This window comes from Thermodesulfobacteriota bacterium, assembly GCA_035559815.1.
Lineage (GTDB): Bacteria > Desulfobacterota_D > UBA1144 > Nemesobacterales > CSP1-2 > DATMAT01.
This window is the reverse complement of sequence record DATMAT010000076.1, coordinates 23,508-42,463: the sequence shown is the minus strand read 5'-3', so window position 1 is coordinate 42,463 and position 18,956 is coordinate 23,508. Positions and strand designations below refer to the sequence as shown.

17 protein-coding genes, 1 tRNA gene and 1 pseudogene are annotated in these 18,956 nt (G+C 45.7%); 8 read left to right on the top strand and 11 right to left on the bottom strand.

The features are described 5' to 3' along the window. Nucleotides 1-18: 18 nt before the first annotated feature. From trpE to VNN20_17060, 4 genes are all read left to right on the top strand, one after another. Complete coding sequence (gene trpE / locus VNN20_17075) at nucleotides 19-1,512, top strand: anthranilate synthase component I (protein ID HWP93900.1); 1,494 nt, start codon at nucleotides 19-21, stop codon at nucleotides 1,510-1,512. Between the two features lie 191 nt (nucleotides 1,513-1,703). Beyond that, nucleotides 1,704-2,279: an aminodeoxychorismate/anthranilate synthase component II gene (locus tag VNN20_17070; protein HWP93899.1), complete on the top strand. Its 576-nt coding sequence runs from the start codon at nucleotides 1,704-1,706 to the stop codon at nucleotides 2,277-2,279. 198 nt (nucleotides 2,280-2,477) lie between these two features. Next, nucleotides 2,478-2,551: transfer RNA gene (locus VNN20_17065), tRNA-Gln, on the top strand. 128 nt (nucleotides 2,552-2,679) lie between these two features. Then, nucleotides 2,680-3,411 carry a hypothetical protein gene (locus VNN20_17060; GenBank protein ID HWP93898.1) on the top strand — a complete coding sequence of 244 codons (732 nt, stop codon included), beginning with the start codon at nucleotides 2,680-2,682 and terminating at the stop codon, nucleotides 3,409-3,411. 12 nt (nucleotides 3,412-3,423) lie between these two features. Here the strand turns inward: VNN20_17060 and VNN20_17055 are convergent, their stop codons facing one another. The 3 genes from VNN20_17055 to VNN20_17045 all read right to left on the bottom strand — a co-directional run bounded on the left by VNN20_17055 (nucleotide 3,424) and on the right by VNN20_17045 (nucleotide 5,044). After that, nucleotides 3,424-3,756, bottom strand: coding sequence for a Rieske 2Fe-2S domain-containing protein (locus tag VNN20_17055; GenBank protein ID HWP93897.1), 333 nt, complete (start codon nucleotides 3,754-3,756; stop codon nucleotides 3,424-3,426). Between the two features lie 87 nt (nucleotides 3,757-3,843). Next, a complete protein-coding gene (locus tag VNN20_17050; protein ID HWP93896.1) occupies nucleotides 3,844-4,470 on the bottom strand; it encodes a hypothetical protein in 627 nt (208 codons plus the stop codon). Between the two features lie 121 nt (nucleotides 4,471-4,591). Beyond that, nucleotides 4,592-5,044 carry a DUF6789 family protein gene (locus VNN20_17045; GenBank protein ID HWP93895.1) on the bottom strand — a complete coding sequence of 151 codons (453 nt, stop codon included), beginning with the start codon at nucleotides 5,042-5,044 and terminating at the stop codon, nucleotides 4,592-4,594. A 285-nt stretch (nucleotides 5,045-5,329) separates the two neighbouring features. Here VNN20_17045 and ilvD point away from each other — a divergent pair, with 285 nt between their 5' ends. Both ilvD and coaBC read left to right on the top strand, forming a co-directional pair. Then, complete coding sequence (ilvD, locus tag VNN20_17040) at nucleotides 5,330-7,039, top strand: dihydroxy-acid dehydratase (GenBank protein HWP93894.1); 1,710 nt, start codon at nucleotides 5,330-5,332, stop codon at nucleotides 7,037-7,039. A gap of 265 nt (nucleotides 7,040-7,304) precedes the next feature. Beyond that, nucleotides 7,305-8,525 carry a bifunctional phosphopantothenoylcysteine decarboxylase/phosphopantothenate--cysteine ligase CoaBC gene (gene coaBC / locus VNN20_17035; protein HWP93893.1) on the top strand — a complete coding sequence of 407 codons (1,221 nt, stop codon included), beginning with the start codon at nucleotides 7,305-7,307 and terminating at the stop codon, nucleotides 8,523-8,525. On the opposite strand, the gene VNN20_17030 is transcribed toward coaBC, so the two are convergent. Then, a complete protein-coding gene (locus VNN20_17030; GenBank protein HWP93892.1) occupies nucleotides 8,506-8,877 on the bottom strand; it encodes a response regulator in 372 nt (123 codons plus the stop codon). The two genes, coaBC and VNN20_17030, sit on opposite strands and share 20 nt — an antisense overlap. A gap of 199 nt (nucleotides 8,878-9,076) precedes the next feature. On the opposite strand from VNN20_17030, the gene ilvA reads away from it, so the two are divergent. After that, nucleotides 9,077-10,306, top strand: a complete 1,230-nt coding sequence (gene ilvA / locus VNN20_17025; protein ID HWP93891.1) for a threonine ammonia-lyase — start codon at nucleotides 9,077-9,079, stop codon at nucleotides 10,304-10,306. A gap of 112 nt (nucleotides 10,307-10,418) precedes the next feature. On the opposite strand, the gene VNN20_17020 is transcribed toward ilvA, so the two are convergent. The 7 genes and pseudogenes from VNN20_17020 to VNN20_16990 form a co-directional block, all read right to left on the bottom strand. Further along, a complete protein-coding gene (locus tag VNN20_17020) occupies nucleotides 10,419-10,706 on the bottom strand; it encodes an HU family DNA-binding protein (protein HWP93890.1) in 288 nt (95 codons plus the stop codon). 369 nt (nucleotides 10,707-11,075) lie between these two features. Continuing rightward, a pseudogene (locus tag VNN20_17015) lies at nucleotides 11,076-11,294 on the bottom strand (helix-hairpin-helix domain-containing protein). 493 nt (nucleotides 11,295-11,787) lie between these two features. Beyond that, nucleotides 11,788-13,245, bottom strand: a complete 1,458-nt coding sequence (locus VNN20_17010) for a porin (protein HWP93889.1) — start codon at nucleotides 13,243-13,245, stop codon at nucleotides 11,788-11,790. 201 nt (nucleotides 13,246-13,446) lie between these two features. Then, on the bottom strand, nucleotides 13,447-13,980 hold the full coding sequence (locus VNN20_17005) for a hypothetical protein (protein HWP93888.1): 534 nt from the start codon (nucleotides 13,978-13,980) through the stop codon (nucleotides 13,447-13,449). Beyond that, nucleotides 13,977-14,735, bottom strand: coding sequence for an ABC transporter permease (locus tag VNN20_17000; protein HWP93887.1), 759 nt, complete (start codon nucleotides 14,733-14,735; stop codon nucleotides 13,977-13,979). Before VNN20_17000 ends, VNN20_17005 begins: the two co-directional genes overlap by 4 nt. Further along, the gene (locus VNN20_16995) at nucleotides 14,732-15,826 is read right to left on the bottom strand and encodes an ATP-binding cassette domain-containing protein (protein HWP93886.1); all 1,095 of its coding nucleotides are present in this window, start codon (nucleotides 15,824-15,826) and stop codon (nucleotides 14,732-14,734) included. Before VNN20_16995 ends, VNN20_17000 begins: the two co-directional genes overlap by 4 nt. 60 nt (nucleotides 15,827-15,886) lie before the next feature. Further along, nucleotides 15,887-16,945 carry an ABC transporter substrate-binding protein gene (locus VNN20_16990; GenBank protein HWP93885.1) on the bottom strand — a complete coding sequence of 353 codons (1,059 nt, stop codon included), beginning with the start codon at nucleotides 16,943-16,945 and terminating at the stop codon, nucleotides 15,887-15,889. Nucleotides 16,946-17,283: 338 nt separating this feature from the next. On the opposite strand from VNN20_16990, the gene VNN20_16985 reads away from it, so the two are divergent. Then, nucleotides 17,284-18,855 carry a sigma-54 dependent transcriptional regulator gene (locus VNN20_16985; protein HWP93884.1) on the top strand — a complete coding sequence of 524 codons (1,572 nt, stop codon included), beginning with the start codon at nucleotides 17,284-17,286 and terminating at the stop codon, nucleotides 18,853-18,855. The last annotated feature ends 101 nt before the right edge of the window (nucleotides 18,856-18,956 follow it).

The window sequence follows — 18,956 nt, the reverse complement described above, 5'->3', positions numbered from 1 at the left end:
TTTTATCCTTTCCTTCTCATGATTTACCCTACGTTTCCTGAATTCAAAGAGAAACTGAAGCATGGAAATCTGGTGCCGGTCTGGGCCGAAATACTGGCCGATTTTGATACTCCGGTGTCGGCTTTGAAGAAGATCGAGAGCGGGGACTATGCATTTCTGCTGGAGAGCGTCGAGGGTGGTGAGAAGTGGGGACGGTATAGCTTTATTGGAACTGAGCCGTCGGTAGTATTCCGGTCTAAGGGAAAACTCATAGAGATAATACAAGATGGAAAGAAGGAGGGTAAGGAAGGTAACCCAATCGATTCTCTGAGGGAGCTTCTCTCCCGGTATCGTCCGGTGGTTTCCTCGGACCTGCCCCGGTTTCATGGCGGGGCGGTGGGATATTTTGGATATGACGTAGTAAGGTTTGTGGAGAGGCTTCCGGAAATCGGCAAGGATGAGCTCAATCTTTGGGATTCGGTCTTTCTAGTAACCGACTCGGTATTGGTGTTCGACAACATAAACCACAAGATAAAAATAATATCAAACGCCTACGTTCCCGGCACCTCCGATGCAAAGAGCGCTTACAACCAGGCACTCGAAAAGATAGAAGGAATTATTCAGAAGCTTCGCACTCCAGTTTCACCGTATAGAGAGAATAAAGCTAAGGGTAAGAGAACAACGGAGAAGGTAATTCCCTCAAATTTTAAGTCAAACTTCGAGCCTAAAAAGTTTATGGAGGCGGTGAAGAAAACAAAGGAGTATATACAGGCAGGCGATATTATTCAGGCTGTAATCTCGCAGAGATGGAAAACGAAGCTGGATGTCTCACCTTTTGACTTATACCGGGCGCTAAGGGTGCTGAACCCGTCGCCCTACATGTTTTACCTCAAGATGGGCGATGATTTTCTGGTAGGGTCATCTCCGGAGGTCATGGTCAGGGTTGAAGGGAAAAGGGTAGAAAACCGCCCCATCGCCGGGACCAGGCCGAGAGGGAGAAACGAAAAGGAAGATGAAGAGCTGGAAAAGGAGCTGCTTTCCGACCCAAAAGAAAGAGCGGAGCACATCATGTTAGTTGACCTGGCCAGGAACGACTTAGGTAGAGTGGCGGAGGTCGGAACGGTAAAGGTGGATGAACTTATGATCGTCGAGAGATATTCGCATGTCATGCATATAGTCTCGAATGTGATTGCCGAGCTGGCTCAAGGAAAGGACGCCTTTGATGTCATAAAGGCTACCTTTCCCGCCGGGACGCTTTCCGGCGCTCCAAAGGTCAGGGCTATGGAGATAATCGAAGAGATGGAACCGAGCAGAAGGGGAGCTTATGGCGGCGCAGTCGGATACTTTAGCTTCTCGGGCAACATGGATACATGCATTACCATCAGGACGTTTGTCATAAAGGACGGCGAGGTTTATATTCAAGCAGGTGCGGGAATTGTGGCCGATTCGGACCCCAAAAGAGAGTATGAAGAGACGGTAAACAAGGTGAAGGCTCTAATCAGGGCGGTGGAGATGGTGAAGAAAGGACTCTAAAGGATGCGAATTGAAAGACATATTTGGCCACGAATCAACACTAATTGGCACAGATGAAAAAGATGGGGGATAAATCAAGATACAGGATGCATGATACAAGATACAGGATTTAAAAGATATGAATCATGTATCATATTGTATTCGAGTAAATTCGAGTTCATTCGTGGCTAAAATATGGAAGGTGTTATAAAGTGATTTTGATGATAGATAACTACGATTCCTTCACCTATAATCTCGTCCATTACCTGGGCGAGCTTGGGGAGAAGGTCCTGGTCTTTAGGAATGATAAGATTACGCTCGAAGAGGTAGGGAAACTCAATCCGGATATGGTAGTGGTCTCACCCGGCCCCTGCACTCCAAAGGAAGCCGGTATATCGGTGGACTTAATAAAGGAGTTTTCGGGAAGGCTTCCTATCCTGGGAGTGTGCCTTGGGCATCAGTCGATCGGTTATGCCTTTGGCGGGAATATTGTAAGGGCGGAGAGACTCCTTCACGGCAAAACCTCCATGATATACCATGACGGCAAAGGGATTTATGAGGGCGTGCCCAATCCCTTCGAGGCAACCAGGTACCATTCACTCTTGGTGGAGAGAGAATCGCTCCCCGATGAATTGGAGGTCACCGCCTGGACGGATAAGGATGAGATAATGGGAATAAGACATAAAGAGCACTTAATCGAGGGCGTTCAATTCCATCCCGAATCCATTCTCACGAAACACGGGAAAGACCTGCTCAGGAATTTTATCAGGATGGTAAAAAGAAAGTAAACTAGCTGTGTCAATATTTAAGCAGTTCTAATGCATTGCCAAATGATCTTTAGTTAATTGATGTTTATGCAGAATCAAATTCAAATGTAGATTCTTAAGTACATTAAAGCAATTAGTAACCTGAGTATTCTGTTTACCTTAAGGAAGAATAAGCCATTGACTCACAAGCGATTTTTATAAATAATAAAAAGATCTTGCTGGGGGATCGTCTAACGGCAGGACGATGGGCTCTGGACCCATTAATCTAGGTTCGAATCCTAGTCCCCCAGCCAATCTCAATAGTTGTTACCTAAACAGTAATTTTAGAATAATTCCCCATCTTCAACCCAGTTTTACTTATTCTTTCACTATCGATTTAAGTTAGACTTTATGGGTTCAATTTTCTCCAGGAGGCTAAACAATGCTTCAGGTAAAGCTCTTTCATAAATGGTTTATATCGAGCCTGATTGTTGTAAGCACGGCACTCGTTGGATGCAATGATAGTAATAACACAGCAGATAATGAGGGGACAGTTTTTAGCTTTGATTTCAGTAACGAAACCCACGGTTGGGTCGGAGGATTTGCAGACTATCCCCAAGGGGAGGAAGATTTCTTTGAATTGATCTTCGACCATCGTGAATTACCGGAAAACTTAGACCGGAGTAGGAAGGCTCTTTTCCTGTCGGGCAACAACCACAGCGATGACCTATTCATGTTTTTAAAGCGTGAAATTACCGGGCTGAAGCCGGACACTGCTTATCTGGTCGATTTTGAGGTTGAAATTGCCTCCGAGGCGGGGAAGGACTGTTCCGGCATAGGCGGTTCTCCGGCTATTAAGCTCAAGGCAGGGGCGTCGATAATCGAGCCTGTTGCCGAGCCGGATGATACCGGTTTTTTGATGATGAACATCGATAAGGGGAATCAGACTGAGGGCGGCGAGGATGCTCAGGTTCTCGGTGATATTGGAGTGGATACTGATTGTGCTAACCCGGTGTTTCAGATAAAAAAGATTGAGAGTGATCCCGGTAGCCTCTTTGAAGTTGTTGCTGATGAAACCGGGTCAGTCTGGCTCATTGTGGGCACTGATTCAGGATTCGAAGGGACCACAAACCTGTTTTACACGGAGATAAAAGTCACTTTCATACTCAGGTAGTAATTTGTAGGTTCAGTCCTTTACCCTCTTCAACCATCCTACATAGACGTCATTACCCTCAACCTTAACCTGGTAGGCCGATACCGAATGGCCGCCGGGATGGTCGGGAAGGCCTGTTCTCACATCAAAGGTCCACCCGTGCCAGGGGCAAGCGACAACATATCCGGTCAGTTTTCCCTCTCCTAGTGGACCGCCCATGTGCGGGCAGATGTAATTGATTGCATAGAATTCCCCGCTAACGTTAAAGAGCGCAATGGGTTTATCGAAGGGGCCCATTACCAATTTCCCTTGCCCCAAAGGGATTTCGTCAATTGTTGCTACTTTTCTGAAGCTTGGTTTGGACATGATATATGATGCAGGATACGGGATACATAATGCACGATGTATGATTGGTCTTTTTATCTTGTATCATGCATCTTGCATCCTAAATCTTTATTTCACAGGCAAGCTCAGGTGTACGTTTTCTCGTTTTAAGAACCTGCTGATCGCCTCTTTACCTCCCTGTAAGACGGATTCGCCGTCGCCAACGAGCACGGTGTCATACTCATGCTCGAGCAGTTTTCTGACTCCTTGCTTAGCTCCTTGCGGGTCTTTGTATTTATCAGCGGGGAGAAGGGAAAATTCGCCTTCAGGCCACCCGATGATTGCATCGCCAATAAATAGAATTCCATCTCCTTGCGCTAAAAGAAGAGCAGTTTCACCCGGGGATTTGTTGTTGGGAACGTTTATAGCCCGGAGATTTCCCGACAGTATATCGCCGTCATCGAAGGTGTGATCCGGTAATTGCTTTAGAAGAGGAGCATCGTTCTTGTTGATGTAAATCTCTCCACCGAAACGGTCCCGCAAATCGTAAGCTATACGCTCGTGGTCTTTGTTGGTTAGAATGATACGAGCAGGGGTTCCCAGTTTTTCCAGCTCGACCCGGTCAGCATCTTCCATAATTGCCGGGTCGATCACAATCAAGCCTTCGGCGCTTTTAAAGCTATATCCATTGAAGTTATAACCGTGCCTCGGGGAGAGCCACGACCATGTATAGATGCCTGGAATGATTTCCCTCACAAAATCACCTCAGTAACGGGATAGAAATTAATGCTCTTCTTGATCGCCCAATTAGATTTTAACTGTTTACGTTCAAATTAGTAAATAGAAGCAGGGTAACCGAAGCGGGCATGATTAAATGTTAGAAGAATTTGATGTTCAAAAGCCCCACCACCGTGCCCACTATAAGACCGTATATTATGTGTCCTACCAGATGAGCAACGGCTACTTCCGAGCCAGCCTCACGAAATCTTTCCAGGGGATGATGTTCGGCCACGGAAACTACCAAGAGAAAGCTGAAAGCAACACCGTGAAAGAGCCCGATCATTGCCCCGGTGAGAATAAAATAGGCTATGGAGGTAGGGGATAAAAGATTAATAAGCAAAATGTAGATGAAAGCGATAAGGGTTCCGGTAACCAGATGTATGATTAATCCTGGCTTAAAAGAGTTCTCATAGGAATGGGTGAATATGCTTCCTATAGCTCTTATCATATCTGCGTTTGCCACTCCGGAACGGGTAATAAGCCACATTGCAAAACTCATTCCACCTGTTCCCAGTAGTCCCGCAAAAATAGTCTTAACTACTTGATCCATGATCCCTACCTCCTCTCTATTCTTTTATATTATTCTGAAATTTAAATCAATAGAACTTTTAAGACCTTCGCTCTCACCGGTTTTGAAAGATTTTATATATTTTACAAGACAACTAGACCTAGGCTCGTACCGGTGTACTCCGGCATATCGGTCGTGACGAAAATTTCTCACATCTACTTTTGGAATACCACGTATATAAAGTTAAAAATACCAGAATTGACATTAAAACTCGGTCAATTAATAATAATTCCACCCAAATTCCCTAGCTATACAGGAGAATGAGCCTTGAGAAAGAAGCTCCAACTAAAAAGAGAAGATAGCCGGAGAGAGCATTCGGCGATAGTTGTGGAGGGGCCTGATCGTGCTCCAAGTCGGGCAATGTTGAGAGCGGTCGGTTTCAAAGACGAGGATTTCAAGAAACCGGTTGTAGGGATTGCCTCCACCTGGAGTATGGTCACACCTTGCAATATGCACATAGACAAGCTGGCGCTCGAGGCGGGGCGAGGGGTAGACAACTCCGGCGGTAAATCGATTATTTTCAACACCATCACTGTTTCTGACGGAATCTCCATGGGAACCCCGGGTATGCGTTATTCGCTTGTTTCCCGGGAAGTAATCGCCGATTCAATCGAGACGGTGGCCGGCGCGGAGGGTTTTGATGGAATCGTAGCCATAGGCGGCTGTGATAAAAACATGCCGGGTTGTGTTATGGCTATGGCCCGTCTCAACCGTCCCTCTGTCTTTGTCTACGGCGGTACCATTATGCCGGGCATTTATTGCGGAAGACCGGTTGACGTCGTATCCGTTTTCGAGGCTGTGGGTGCTCATGCCAGTAAAACGATCAATGACGAGGAGCTTAGGTCCATAGAGACATGCGCTATTCCCGGGCCGGGGTCCTGTGGCGGTATGTATACCGCAAATACCATGGCATCGGCAATCGAGGCGCTGGGCATGAGTCTCCCCAATAGCTCGGCTCAGGCGGCTATATCCCATGAAAAAAATATGGATTGTCTGAACGCTGGCTCCACTGTGGTCAATCTAATACAGAGGGGTATCAGACCACTGGATATAATGACCAAGAAGGCGTTCGAGAATGCTATAACCGTCGTTATTTCTTTGGGCGGTTCGACAAATGCGGTTCTTCATCTTCTGGCCATGGCTCATACAGCGGGCGTGAAGATTACGCTTGACGATTTTACCCGAATCGGAAAAAGGACGCCGGTGCTGGCTGATCTCAAACCGAGCGGGAAGTACTTCATGTCTCAATTTTGCGAGATCGGCGGGCTGACACCGTTGATGAAAAGGCTTCTGGACAAGGGGTTACTCCACGGGGATTGCCTGACCGTTACTGGAAGGAATGTGGAAGAAAATCTAAAACATGCCGGACCTTACCCTAGAGGACAGGAGATTGTTTCCTCTTTTGATAATCCCATAAAAAAGGACAGCCATATTGTGATACTTCGAGGAAACCTAGCTCCGGAGGGGGCAGTGGCAAAAATAACCGGCAAAGAAGGACTCACCTTCACCGGAAAGGCGATAGTTTTTGATTCCGAAGAGGCATCACTAAAGGCCATCCTGGAAGGAAAGGTTAAAAAGGGTCACGTCATCGTGATACGTTATGAAGGACCTAAGGGGGGCCCGGGAATGCGGGAAATGCTGAGTCCGACCTCAGCAATAATGGGTAGGGGCTTGGGTAATGATGTTGCCCTGATTACTGATGGAAGATTTTCCGGAGGAACCCACGGATTTGTCGTAGGGCACATTACTCCGGAGGCCTGGGACGGCGGTGTTATTGCCGTTGTCAATAACGGCGATACCATAACCATAGATGCCCGGAAGAGAGAGATTAACTTGGAAGTATCGAGAAACGAGATTAAAAAAAGGCTCGCCGCTTGGAAGAGACCCTGGCCTAAAGCTACTCGAGGTGTCCTGGCCAAATATGCAAAGCTTGTGGCCTCGGCTTCGGAGGGTGCGGTGACGGATAAGAATCTCTGAAGGGTCTTAATCCCAAGTGCTTCTAACGGATTTTAAGCAGGGGGGCTAGCAATTTTACCGCGGAGACCGTCGTCTTCCAAGGAGCTGATATCCTTGGACAGGGTTCACACGGAAGCTTATGGGATCCCCGGATAAACCGTGCAAGGTATCCGTTACTGGTATGGACCAAAAGCTTTATTTGCCTGGTTTCCTGTCCTCCTCTATACTTAGTAGAGGCGACTCGGTGGGTCGCCTCTATGGTTGGCTGAAAGTGGACTAATAGGCCATGTCTAGAATCTCAGGAAAAAATATAGTTCTTGGTGTTACCGGCGGAATTGCCGCGTATAAGGCATGTGAGTTGGTTAGGAGACTGATGAGAGAAGGCGCCTCGGTACAGGTAGTTATGACCAAGAACGCTGCTCAGTTTGTTTCACCCCTCACTTTTCAGACGCTTTCCGGGAAGCGCGTGGCCATGAAAACCTTCGACCTGGAGTGGGAATCGGAGATAGGCCATATTAGCCTTGCAGATAGAGCGGACTTAGTAGTAATCGCTCCGGCTACTGCGGCCTTCATCGGAAAAGCCGCATCCGGTATGGCAGATAATCTTCTCACAACGGTCCTTCTGGCCACGCGGGCAACTGTGATGATTTGCCCGGCTATGAATGTAAACATGTACAGCAATCCTGTCGTCCAAGAGAATATGGAGAAGTTGAAAAGACGCGGGTTCGTGTTGGTGGAACCGGATGAGGGTGACCTTGCCTGTGGGTGGGAAGGTAAGGGTAGGCTTCCGGAAGTAGGCCGAATTATGGAGGAAATAGAGAGGCTATTGTCTCCCAAGGATCTGAGCGGTGAAAGAGTACTGGTAACGGCCGGGGCAACCAGAGAGTTTATTGATTCTATCAGATTCATATCAAACCCCTCGAGTGGAAAAATGGGATATGCCCTAGCCCGGGCTGGATGGATGAGAGGGGCGGATGTGTTGTTGATATCGGCAAAAACCGATGTGGAACCACCATCCGGGGTAAGTTTAATCAATGTAGTCACGGTGTCAGAGATGCACGAAGCAGTGATGAGTAACCTCGGTTGGTCAAGCGTAGTAATAAAAGCAGCAGCCGTGGGGGATTACAGGCCCGTAGAAACTTTTCCGGGCAAGCTTAAGAAAAATTCTAAGGAAATCCATCTTAAATTGGAGCGTACACTGGATATTCTCCTCGACGTCGGTAAAAATAAGAATGGCCGAATCGTTGTTGGATTCGCCGCGGAAGGAGAAAACGTGGTAGAAAATGCCTTGGGGAAACTGAGAAAAAAGAATGCGGACCTGATTGTGGCAAACGACATACATAGACCGGGGGCCGGGTTTGGCCAGGATACAAACATAGTATGCTTTGTTGACAGATGGGGGAAGGTTGAAGAGCTTCCTCTTATGACCAAGGCGGAGATAGCGGATAAGATATTCGATAAAATACTGGAGTTCAGGAAGGGAAACCCTATTCAGGGGGGCCGATAATGTTGTTGATCTTCTTTACTATATCTTCCGGGGAACCTCCCTTTACGATATAACCGGTAGCCCCTCTTTCCAGGCACTCTTTAATTGTTCTTATCTCGGAAGCGGTCGTCAACATCAATATAGGGATCTTTTTGAATTCCGGGTCTGCCTTAAGAATCTTGAGGACTTCTATTCCGTCTAATTCGGGCATGAAGATATCGAGAATAATAACATCGGGCCGGAAAAGGCCTACTTTTACCAAGGCATCTGCGCCGTCATTAGCAGTCTCAACCTTGAAATTTTTGAGTCTTAGACTTTTACTGTAAAGATTTCTCAGGGACTCATCATCTTCAACGACTAATACCTTGGCCATCTCGTACCTCCCACAGCTAATTTTAGTACATTTTGTAGAAAAAACATAATTACAATTAAGTCCGGCTTCCTGACTTGTTGCGTATCCTCTTCTTTCGGTTTAATCTAGCCTTATCTTTGGCCTTGTAGTACGAATTACGCGTTAACTTCGAGTTATGCTTTCTCGAATTATATATCATATTTGATAATTGAGTAAAGATATGCGTGCGGATTCCAACAATAAATCGATGGTTACGATAAGAGACATCCGACGAGCGCTAAAAAGGTTAAAAAATGTAGTATACAAAACCCCCATTACCTATTCCTATTCCCTGAGTGAGCTTTCGGGAGCTAGTGTATTTCTAAAATTGGAAAACCTTCAGAGGACCGGCTCGTTCAAGATCAGGGGTGCATATAACAAGCTTCAGAAGCTATACGGAAGCACACGAAAGGTGATTGCGGCTTCGGCGGGTAATCACGCCCAGGGAGTGGCGCTCGCCGCAAAGCTACTGGGGATGAAGGCAAGTGTGGTGATGCCCGAAGGAACCCCGATCAATAAAATACTGGCGGTTAAACGCCATGGTGCGGAGGTGTTCCTTTATGGAAAAACTTTCGATGACGCTTATAACTATGCTAAACAGCTCGGGGAAGAATCGGGAGATGTTTTTATTCATCCCTTTGACGACCCGGATATAATCGCCGGCCAGGGGACTATAGGGCTCGAAGTCAGCGAGTCCCTGAAGAATGTAGAAGTGGTATTCGTCCCGGTTGGTGGCGGGGGGTTAATTTCTGGAGTAGCTATAGCGATTAAAGAAATGCATCCCCGAGCCAGGATTATAGGGGTTCAGTCAAAGAGCGCACCTTCTATGTCTCTTTCGATCAAAAAGGGGACGGTGGTTGAGACCATCTCCGCACATACTCTGGCCGATGGAATTGCCATCAAGAAGGTCGGAGTTCTTACTCTTGAAATAGCGAAGAAATACGTCGATGATGTGCTGACAGTGGATGACGACGAAATCGAGGATGCGCTTCTTTTGCTGACCGAAAAGAAGAGAATAGTGGTAGAAGGCGCGGGGGCTGTCGGCCTGGCCGGGCTTTTGAAAAACAAAAAGAAGTTTCACAAAAAGAGTGTGTTGATTGTGGTAAGTGGGGGAAATATAGATATAAATATACTGGCTAAAATCATAGATAGGGGGCTTATAAAAAACGGCAGATTCTTAAGACTCGTGGTAGAGCTACCGGATATCCCAGGGTCCCTGGGAAGGTTAGCATCTTTACTGGGCGCGGTAAAAGCAAATATTGTCCAGATTTATCACGACAGGGCTTCGAGTGACCTGCCGATTGATAGAGCGGATGTAGAAATAAGCCTGGAAACAAAGAGTTTCGAACATCAAAAAGAGATTATTAAACTCCTCAGAGAAAACGGATATCTACCCGTAGAAAAAGCGTGATGATTCAAGAAATATAACACCCATCCCCTTGCTTAAATGGGTCAAGATAAAAAGGTGACAGGATTTTAAAATGAATTACCTGTAGTAATTCAACGCTTAATAATGGTTTTTATTAACCACCCAGGACTGCATCCTTACAGGCTTTTGCTACCCTGAATTTAACTACCCTCTTAGCCGGTATGGTGATCTCCGCACCGGTCTGGGGGTTTCTTCCCTTACGAGCCTTTCGTCTGACTAGGACCAGTTTGCCAATTCCAGGGAGGGTAAACGTATTTTTAGCTTCTTTGTAAGCGAGCTTCGCAATCTCTTCCAGAATTTGGTTGGCGGTCTTTTTTGTTATCCCAGCCTTGCTAGCCAGGTGGTCCGCTATTTGAGATTTTGTCATTGCTTTTTTGGCCATATCTCCTCCTTTAAGATGCTAGAATTATGTGTGAGTATTACAGAAATTACTAAAAAAATCAATAGGTTTTGTAAAAATAACTAGAATTAGTTTAAATTCATGCCCTCAAGCCACTGAAGGCATTATACTTTTCCAACAGTTAAATAGAAAAATGGCTTAAAATAGTGGTAAATTGCGATAATAAAAAGGGATGCTTAATCCGGAAGAGCTCTGATTAATTTAAATTGGTTACGTATTTCTTCAGGGATTTTTCAAGAAACCAAGAGCGTTTGACTCTGGCACTGGCATGTCAATTATTATACAAAAGTGGACAAGCATAGTCGGCCCTTAGAATGCTTGCCCACTTTTTTAGGCTTGTTTATAGGTAGACTAGTTAGACGCAGTTGAACTGTCTGCCTGTCCCACGGTTATCATATCTTTTATCTTTTCAAATTTCTTTTCCCCTATCCCCTTGACGTTCATCAGGTCCTCGACAGTTTGGAAATTGCCGTTGTTGTTCCGGTACTCTACTATGTTTTTGGCCATCGAGTCTCCTATGCCCGGCAATGTGGCCAGCTCTTCAACCGTGGCTGTATTGATGTTTATTTTTTTCACTTCCTGAGCTTCCTGGGCGAAGCCATAGGACGAAAAAATGAAAACAGCTAAGGCAAAAGCTAAAAGCACTTTAAAAGTTTTCATCTCGTTCACCTCCTTATTATTTTTGTTTAAATTTATGCTGTCTTTCGATGCGCTGAATCAATACCACTTTTTTGCTAATTTAGGCTCAGATATTCTCTGCTACCTAGTTTTGGTGAGGGGATTTATGATTTCGGCGGGTTGAAGTTTTGTTGTGGCTTGCTTGACTGCTTAATCTGATTTTAAGTTGTAATCTTTAGTTCAGGTCTTAATAAAACTTGCTTTATAGCAAGCGATTCGTCTTCGAGCCTATAGTTCCCCCAGAATAATTCTTTGCCAACTAAAAAAACTCGGAGCGCCAATTGTCTCCGGTATTGAAAAAAGACAAGCCCGACACTAGAGATTACTAGTGTCGGGGCTGCCGATATAAGGAAGGTAAGGAGATGGGATTAGCTCCTCTCAACTACTAAAAATAAAGTTGAAGCTGAGCCCTGAATATATTCTCATCTATATCATCGCTGTCCGTAAATTCATTCCTGATGAACGAGTAGTCTAGTTGTACTTTATACTTGTGGCTCTTAGACAAATAAAAATTTATCCCCGGGGTTAGCTGCCATGATGTATCTGGTCCCTCCACGTCGGTGTCATACCAAATCTGGGCGTATCTGCCGGCGATCTCTATAAAGTCAGGAATTAAAAAAATACCCGACTGTACCCTAACACCATAGTCGTTTACATCGTCAAAACCAGATTCATCAGGAGATATATTTCTATAGTCAAATTCTCCCTCTATGCTGAAAATGGACCACTTGAAGTTAGCATCCGCAGTAAGTGAAAACACATCGGCTGTTCCCGTATCCTCAGCGCCGAATATATTCTCGAACCTATCCTCTATGGCTCCACTCGGTACTTTTCGCGCAATATTGAGCCCGGGTATACCCGCCGCAGCAACACCAATAGCGAAAAGGGGCTTATTCCCACCAAAGTTTGGCTCTATCTTGTAATCTCCGCCTGAGGGGAAAGAAGAATTAGCATACTTCAGCTCTCCGCAGCAAGGGGTGAGCATTATCCTTCCCGCATAGAGCATGTTGGAATCGACACTAGCCCCATTTGTTCCATTTCCGTTAAACACTCCTGCACCGTATGTGATAAAATTCCCCAGCACTCCGTAAATCGAGGCACCTCTGCTACGGCTGTATGAAAACTCATCGTTCACAATCGACCTTTCCACGAGCTGAAGTTCGGATGTAGAATTCAAGAACTCTCTGTTAAATGGAACCTTGTATTGACCTGGTCTTGGAACGAACATGGTATTGTAAGCGAAGTCAAAATAGGCATCCAGGAGTGAAAATGACCCATTGTTATCGGCGCTTATTTGAAGGTAATAAAGTAACCAGGGTGTAAAGGCGTTACCATCGAATAAGAGCCTAAACCTTCTTACATTAAAATCCGTAGCTACATCTTCATCGTCCGTATCATTTATAGAAAATTGGAACTGGGTGCGGAGCCTCGTCCTTAATGAAAAGAGTCCATCCTTGGACTTAATGGTAAAACCGTCTCCCAGTTTTTTATATCCTACCTCTACTTTCTTCCACCAGGCATCCTTGTCCTCTTCTTCTTTCTTGGTAGCCAGTTCCTCTATCTTCTCTTGGTCGGCCGCTTTTTGAGCCTCTAGCTCCTCTATCTTTTTCCTGAGCTCCTCGATTTGCTGCTGGTTTTGCTGCTGGATTGCCTCAATCTGCTTCTTGAGCTCTTGTATCTGAGCACTAGTAGATTGTGCGTGCGAGTTTAATTCACAGAACTGTATAACAAATACCGCAATAACTACTGTTACCCCGCTTCTCCAAAAACTAATTTTCTGGAGGAAAACCCTTATATTCCGCCACTCTCTTTTTGCAATTTGAAGTGCTCTTTCTATTTTCATTTTTGTCGCCTCCTAAAAAGGTTAGAGTTATCCTGTGAACACAACCTTTAACTACTTGTGCCTGATAAAAATTTGTGGGCTATTACGTATGAATTACTGATTTAGAGGCTACAATAGTATGTACTTCTTGATTGGTAATATCCTTTAAGGAGACTATTATTAGCTGGACGTCTTTCCACTCTATTTAATTTGAGAACAAATTTACTTGTATCCATTACTAATCTCCAGTTTCTTATCCAGGTCAGTTAGAATTTGCGAGGCATCATTTCTAGAAAACAACAATTCTTTTAAAGGGGGCAGGGCCATATATTTGCTTATAACCTCTACGTGCGTACCGCTTCTTTCAGGTTTAGTTGAAAAAAATAGAGCTACTACTCTTCCTTCGTTTAGAAAGTCTGGTCCCTCAGTTGCGATTATATACGCTTTCTCTTCATCGGATTCAACTATTGCCAGACCATTCTCGTTAATAATCTCTATAGCGGCCTGGAAAACTTCATCATAAGGAGTATTGTAGGTTTGTGCTTTACCTCGCCCCTTTAGTTCCTTAATATGGGCCGGAGTGGAAAAGCTTAAATACTGGAATAAAAGTCCAGCTAAGAATAATGCTATCATTAAAATCGGCGCCAGGATTAATGAAAGGACTCCCGCTTCATTCCGAATTTCTTCGCCATTTTTGGATTTATGTAGACTCATGGGGTTATTTTGCCTTGCTCCTCTCATTATCTTATTTTTCATCCGGCCAATCCCCATCTCTCTCTTACCTTGTTTTCTATTTTCGCAAAAATAAATCTATCCACCACCACACCGATTATGATTATTACGATCATCACGGCTATGACCTGATTCATGTCGTTTAGTTCGCGGCCCATCATCAGTAGATGGCCGAGGCCAAGGCCGACATAAAGAAGCTCTGCGGCCATCAGCGAGCGCCACGCAAAAGACCAGCCCTGTTTGAATCCGCTAATGACGGATGGGAGCGCTGCCGGTATGATGACTTTTGTGTATAATTGAATTCCTCTAGCCCCCATTGTTTTAGCCGCTCTTACGTAAATGGGAGGGACGTTTTTCACTCCGGTATCAGCGCCAATAATAATCGAGAAGAGCGACCCCAGAATTACTATTGCCTGCATAGCTGTCTCGCTTAGTCCAAACCATAGCAGAGCAATGGGAAGCCAGCAGATGCTCGGGAGCGCTTGAAGCCCCAGAACTAAAGTGCCCAGTGTTTCGTCGAGAGTCTTTATTCTTCCTATGAGAAGGCCTATCAACAATCCGAACACAATAGAGATGCCATAACCTATGAGAATACGCTTCATGCTTACTAGAATACCGATTATGAATGTCTTATCTTCAAACCCGGTTATGAGCGTTTTGAGAACTCCGAGTGGAGAGGGGAAGATATATTCGGGCCAAATTTTCAGGAAAGCCAAACCCTGCCATGCTCCTATAATAATAAGATAGAAGATAATTAATTTGGTTAAATGTTTAGTCATCTGTAAGCTACCTCTTTCTTTGAATTAATCCTGTTACCATTGGGCTCTCCTAATTCTTCTCTGAGATCGTCCGTGATCCACTTGGTGTTCAAAAACACCTCCGGGTCATCCAGTTTCCTCGGCCTGGCGATATCAATCTCGTATTCTTCCTTTATCCTTCCCGGATTTTTGGCAAAAACTATCACCCTGTCCCCAAGTAAAACGGCCTCCTGGACATTATGTGTAACAAAGACGATGGTCTTGTGCGATTCAGTCCAGATGTTTTGCAGTTCTTCCTGTAGCGTTTCCCTGGTATAAACATCTAGTGCCGCAAACGGTTCATCCATGAGGAGGACAGCGGGCTCCATAGCCAATGCTCTGGCTATTGCTACACGCTGTTTCATTCCTCCGGATAGTTGGTGAATATAGGAATCATAAAATTTTTCATCAAGTCCGACCAGTTTGAGATAATCGAGTGCCAGAGTTTTTCTTATTTTGTTTTCAATCTTGAGAATTTTTAGGCCAAATTCGACGTTCTCAATCACCGTAAGCCAGGGAAAAAGCGCGCCCTCCTGAAATACAACCACTCGGTCCGAGCCCGGGCCGGTTATAAGCTTCCCGTTTGACCTGATTTCACCCTTGGTAGGTTTGTCGAGCCCGGCGATTAAATTTAAAAGCGTGGACTTGCCACATCCCGAAGGACCCAGGAGGCAAACGAATTCTCCCTGGCGAATGGTCAAGTTGATATTTTCAAGAGCGGTAAAGTTTTCGTGATTGGTCTTGAACACCTTTGATACATTTTCTACTTGCAGCCTTGGCTCTTTTTCTTCAGTCTTCTGGATGAGAATCCTCCACCCGCCGTCTTTTTCGATAACCTGAAAACGATAGTTCCTCCGCGCACAGAACCTGGGAGCGTTCTCTCTAGCCGTAGGCTCGTGGTCGCAAATAGCCTCCAGGATTTCGTCGACATTGAGCTCCCTTATGGTGTCTCTTATTACATTAAGTGGGTGGGGGCAAATCGCTCCCCTTATGTCGATCACCACATGGTGTTTTGATTCGGCAAGGTTTGTTAAGCCTGCGGTTTGTCCTGGTTCTTGTCCTGTTTTGTTCATTTCTTCTTTCTCCTGATTATGATTGACGTTATTGCCAGTGTGTATCTAGATATGAAAAGCTCATTTGCTGCTTGCTTTTGTGATGTCGTGTTTTACGGGTTGAAGTCCCTTTTCAGCTAGAACCTCGTTTAATAAAGTGAGGTCGTAGATGTTCGATAGGTCTGGCTGTTCGCTGCCCAGGAATCCTAGTTCGTATGCCGATTTCGCCGATTTAAAGAGTGAACTTGCAATCGGGTCATAGGTGATGTCGAGCCTTTTGAGTGATTCATCTAAAACGTTTTGAGGAATGGCTTTCCCCGTTTCTCTTTTTATTTCCTCGTTTAGCAGGGTTTTAGCTTCCACAGGATTTTTGTTTATCCATTCCGTTAGTTCCACGTGGGCGGCTAACCATTTTTTAACTAAATCCGGATGCTCTTTAAGAAACTTGGTGCTCACAATAAGGTGAGTTGTAACAAATTTCCCGTCGGGCCAGATTTCTCTCTCATCGAGAAAAAGCCTTCCGTTGCCCTCTAGTATCAGTCGCGTAACCCAGGGTTCCACAGTCCATGCCCCGTCGATTTCCTTTCTTAGGAAGAGAGTTAATTGGTCCGGGTTTGCTAGAGGGATAACTTGAACGGTTCCACCCTTTTCCTTAAGATTAAAACCGTTCTCAATGAGCCAAGCCCGGAGCGCAACATCTTGAGTATTTCCCAGTTGTGGGGATGCTATCTTTTTACCATCGAAATCCTTCACGGTATTTATGCCCGAGTCCGTTCTTACTACAAGACCGGCTCCGCCGCTTGCCCCACCGGCAATGATGCGCAGAGCCTCGCCTTTAGATTTCACGTAGCCGTTGATAGCGGGATTGGGACCTATGTAGGTAATGTCAAGCTGGCCGGCAAATAGTGCCTCGATTGCTGAGGGGCCGGCATTGAAGATTTTCCAATCGACTTTTGTATTTTTCCCTAATGCTTTTTCAAACCACCCGTTTGCCTGTCCGATTATCCCCTGAGCGTGGGTTATGTTTGGGAAATGACCGGCGCGAATGGTCACTTCTTCTCCCCTTGCGAACAGTGCCAGGCTCAAAATTAGCATCCCCAAGGCTAAACCCAAAAATAACATCCATGATGGATATCTCATTGTTTTCTGCCTCCACATTTGTTTACTTTTGTTTTATTGGGTTTCTACAACAAGCAAGGGTAATGCCAAATTAAAATTTTATATATTTCCCTGGGAATTTTATGAAAAGAAGAAGCCTTAGTGCTGCATAACTCACCAATTTGCTGTTCATGTTTAAAGCATCTTGTATACTTTTGCAACATTTTTTCCGTATTATAACCTAAGATTGTATTTATTGGCGTCCATTCAGAATGCCTGATAATATCATCAAATCCATAGAGTTGACTCGATGTCATGAAATATGATAAATTAGCCGTCATATTTACAATTAAAATCCAGTATATATCACGGTGATTATTGTGGAAAAGTTCAAAGAGCTTATGTTAGGCGTGTGGCGTGAGGCCTGTCGCCACATAGAAATCACCGAGTGCGCCACGAATATAGCAAAGATACTGGCAGTCCGGATGCTGATCGACCGCTTAATTGTTTGCAGAATTGACAAAAAACAGTCTCGCATGGAAGCAGTAGCGGTTGGTCCTCCACGAATCGGCGAAAAGCTCACAAGCCATCAGACGGAGTGGACAGCAAATGACATGAAACAGCTACTTCATTGGTGCTCGCGTGGAGAAATAAAACTCCGTAAAGACGAGGACAGGACAAATCATGTTTCCTTTACAGCAATACCCCCCTCTATTCGGGGCGATGTCCTGGTCGGGCCGCTCGCCAGCGAACACGGTACATTTGGACTTTTGCTCCTAGTAGCGAAGTCTCCTCATCGCTTTAGCGCTGAGGACGAAAGAATCTGTAAGTCCCTTCTTGAGCCCTTTGCTGTTGCACTCGAGAACGACCGTCGCCTTCGTGAACTCAATGCGCTTCGAGAAGCAGCCGAGGCAGACAAACGTTCCCTGCTCGCTCGTCTCGGTCGGGAAGACCTGTCAGAAACAATAATTGGAGCCGATGGAGGATTGAGCTCGGTAATGGAGCGCGTTAGACTTGTGGCACCATCCGATGTGCCAGTACTCATTTTCGGCGAAACCGGCTCGGGCAAAGAGGTTGTAGCCCGTGCTATTCATAACCGCTCCCGGCACGCTCAAGGGCCGTTCATCCGGGTCAATTGCGGGGCGATTTCCCCTGGTCTGATTGATTCCGAACTCTTCGGGCATGAGAAAGGCAGCTTCACGGGGGCTGTGACTACCCATCAGGGCTGGTTTGAACGCGCCGATGGAGGAACGTTATTCCTCGACGAGATTGGGGAACTACCACGAGCTGCTCAGGTCAGACTCCTTCGAGTTCTTCAGGATGGTTCATTCGAACGGGTAGGCGGAGAAAAATCAATCAAAGTAGATGTCCGGATTGTGGCCGCCACCCACCGAGACCTAGCAGCTATGGTGCAAGGCGGCAGTTTCCGGGAAGACTTGTGGTATCGGATTGCTGTGTTTCCAATTGTCCTTCCGCCGCTGCGGGAACGTCGTGAAGATATTCCTATCTTAGCAGAGCATTTTTCCCGCCGGGCAGCCATGCGTTTTGGACTAAAGCTGCAGATGCCATCATCTGAAGACATCGCCCTCCTACTCTCCTACCATTGGCCGGGGAACGTGCGTGAATTTAGCTCAGTGATAGACCGAGCCGTGATACTCGGGGATGGAGAGAGACTAGAAGTAGCAAAAGCCTTGGGTGTTGCTACAGATTTGGGTATAGCAACTAAGCCAACTAACTCGTTAAAAGAATCACTAGAAACGAAGGCCACAACAACGATTGTCCCTTTGGATACAGCAACAAAGCGGTACATCGAGACGGTTCTTGCAGCTACACATGGCCGTATAGAAGGATTGCATGGAGCAGCAACGCTCCTTAAAATCAACCCACATACCCTTAGGGCGCGGATGAGAAAGCTCGGCATCAATTGGGCTAGCTTTCGCTTGCGAAGATAACAAAAGCCTCGTGTCGGGTTAAACAGTAAACTTGACTATCTAATGTGATTGACAACAAAACCCAACTACGGTTAGATTTTCTCACACTGCAAAGGGCGTTA